This window comes from Aliterella sp. E5.1 (assembly GCF_057473825.1).
In genome coordinates, this window is record NZ_JBYCCV010000259.1 from 1 (window position 1) to 2229 (window position 2229).

The 2229-nt window shown below is 44.3% G+C and carries 3 protein-coding genes; all 3 read left to right on the forward strand.

Going from position 1 to position 2229, the window contains the following annotated elements:
* The first annotated feature begins 193 nt into the window (after window positions 1-193).
* From AC2VE5_RS26000 to AC2VE5_RS26010, 3 genes are read left to right on the forward strand one after another with little or no spacing between them, the layout of a single operon-like run.
* Window positions 194-1084, forward strand: coding sequence for a type IV secretory system conjugative DNA transfer family protein (locus tag AC2VE5_RS26000; RefSeq protein ID WP_486890456.1), 891 nt, complete (start codon window positions 194-196; stop codon window positions 1082-1084).
* A gap of 12 nt (window positions 1085-1096) precedes the next feature.
* Complete coding sequence (locus AC2VE5_RS26005; protein WP_486890454.1) at window positions 1097-1528, forward strand: hypothetical protein; 432 nt, start codon at window positions 1097-1099, stop codon at window positions 1526-1528.
* On the forward strand, window positions 1528-2124 hold the full coding sequence (locus AC2VE5_RS26010; RefSeq protein WP_486890455.1) for a TraX family protein: 597 nt from the start codon (window positions 1528-1530) through the stop codon (window positions 2122-2124). Before AC2VE5_RS26005 ends, AC2VE5_RS26010 begins: the two co-directional genes overlap by 1 nt.
* The last annotated feature ends 105 nt before the right edge of the window (window positions 2125-2229 follow it).

Consider the following 2229-nt stretch of genomic DNA (forward strand, 5'->3'; position numbering starts at 1 on the left):
GTGTTTATGGGCTTTAGAATGATCACACAAAGGGCATTGCATGGACGAGTTGCAGATGAGAGATCCCCTCTACTCTACCAATCCCACGTTTATTTGACGCACTACCCAAAATACTCATAGCTTAGACTTATGGGCAGAAGTTGCCGCTACTACTACAATTTCTGTTGCTGAAGCGGAGCGTACCGTTGCTGGGATTGTCGGTGGCGCAGTCAACGCTTTTCGCGCCTTTATTTCCCGCGACTTACTCCCAGCAATTGTTGGGACTCCGACCATGCCGCAGCAGATGGATGGCAAACACATTGTCTTTTTCCAAGTAGATGAGGAACGTTCCGCCGTGACCGCGCCCCTGTGCGCTTTAATGTTTCGGATGTTTTTGCTGGCTAACTTAAACAACCAATTCAAACGGAAAACTCCCCTGTGTACGTTTATTGATGAATGCACCAGTGCTTATTTCCCTGACCTCGATATTGACCTCAACTTACGCCGTTCCTACGGATTAGTCGCGGTGCTGGGCTATCAAGGTCGCTCTCAATTACGAGATCGTTACGGCTTGGAAAAGGCAGCTAACATTGAGACAGGAACCGTAACTAAATTAATCTTCAAGACAATAGATTCGGAACATCAACAATCTTTGAGTACAGCTTTTGGGGATAAAGAAGCTACTATCCAGTCGCGCTCCTATGGTTCTGGTAATAATTCGCGTTCAGAGAACATTCAGCGCGTACCTCTGTTTCCGGCTTATCGATTTGGGCAATTGGAGCAAGGCGAATTAATTATGATTAATAGTGGCGTGAAGTCTAAAGGTCGTACTTCGCTGCCTTGGCATATTCCTAAAGTCAAAATTGCCCCAGAGATATTTGAGTTAGAGAAGCGCTGTCTAGAAAAGTTTGAGCAAAAAATCCGTCCACGGATGATCCATAACGCCGAGTGTACGGGGTTAAAAATGGATGATGCAGTTTTACGGATGGAACTACTTGACCGCATGGCGTATGCCGATATGATGCTACCAGATCCATCTGAGGTTAAAGCAGCACGAGGCGAACCTCCAGCGCAAACCTCAAAATTCGCTAATCAAACAGCTTGAGGATGCTTATTTATGCAAGGCGACCGCGAACATTCTGAACTAATCAGTGATGCTACTAACCGCTCTTTGGAAATGTTGAGCCGGATTGGATTACCTAATTTCCCTAGTCGTGGTAGTCCAAGCCAGTCTCAACCTATCCAAGTTGATATTGATTTATCGAAAGGAGCAGACTATCAAAAACTCTACAATCAATATTCGCAAGGAGTAGAAGCCGATTCTCCGGTCAATAAAACTCTAGCCGTAGCTCAGAATGCTGCTCGTGATGGGCAAAGTCCAGAGGAGATCGTTAATATCATCCGCAATGACCCTAAAGCTCAACAATTTGGGCATAAATCAGAGCAGTTTATCAAGACAGTTAGCCAAGCTGCTATCCGCAAGACCCAAGCCGAGCAATCTGGTGGGGTAAGCCCACAACGCCAAAAAACACCAACTGTAGAGCGCTAATGTCCCAACTTACCCTCAGACACTTTTCTGCTTTAACAACATTTCACGTCAAGGTGGCGGCAGCACTTTTGATGATAGTTGACCATGTGGGGTTAGTTTATGAAGTAGAGTGGATGCGGATTGTCGGGCGATTTTCATTTCCCTTGTTTGCTTGGCTATTAGTTCAAGGAGCGAAGCATACTCGAAACTTATCTCACTACAAAAGACGGCTATTGATTTTTGCGATCGCCTCTCAGCCTATATATTCTTTATTTAAAGCTAGTCTACTACCTCTAAATATCGGATTTCAACTCTGGTTAGGTCTTGTAGTAGTGCAGTTAGTTAAAACACGTCAGATGACACCCTTGTTATGGGTTGCTATTATTGGCATAGCTACATTATTCTTTGACTATCAATACTATGGCATTGGGCTTATGTATTTGATTAGTAGTTACCCACTTCTGTTGCCAAATTCGCCAAGAGCTATTGACTTCAGGGTGAATGCAGTTCTGTGGGTTGCAGCTTTTGTTGGCTTGCACCTTTACTACTCCGTAAGTTACCCTTTGCAAATCTTCGCACTACCTTTTATGTTCTTCAGGACTTACGCAAGGGGATAGGTTCATGCAAACAGGAAAATTTTAAAACAGAGGGATGAGATTCACCAAACTTGACTACTGCCAATATCTGTTGAGCAGTCCCATCAACTACACAGTGACAAACTT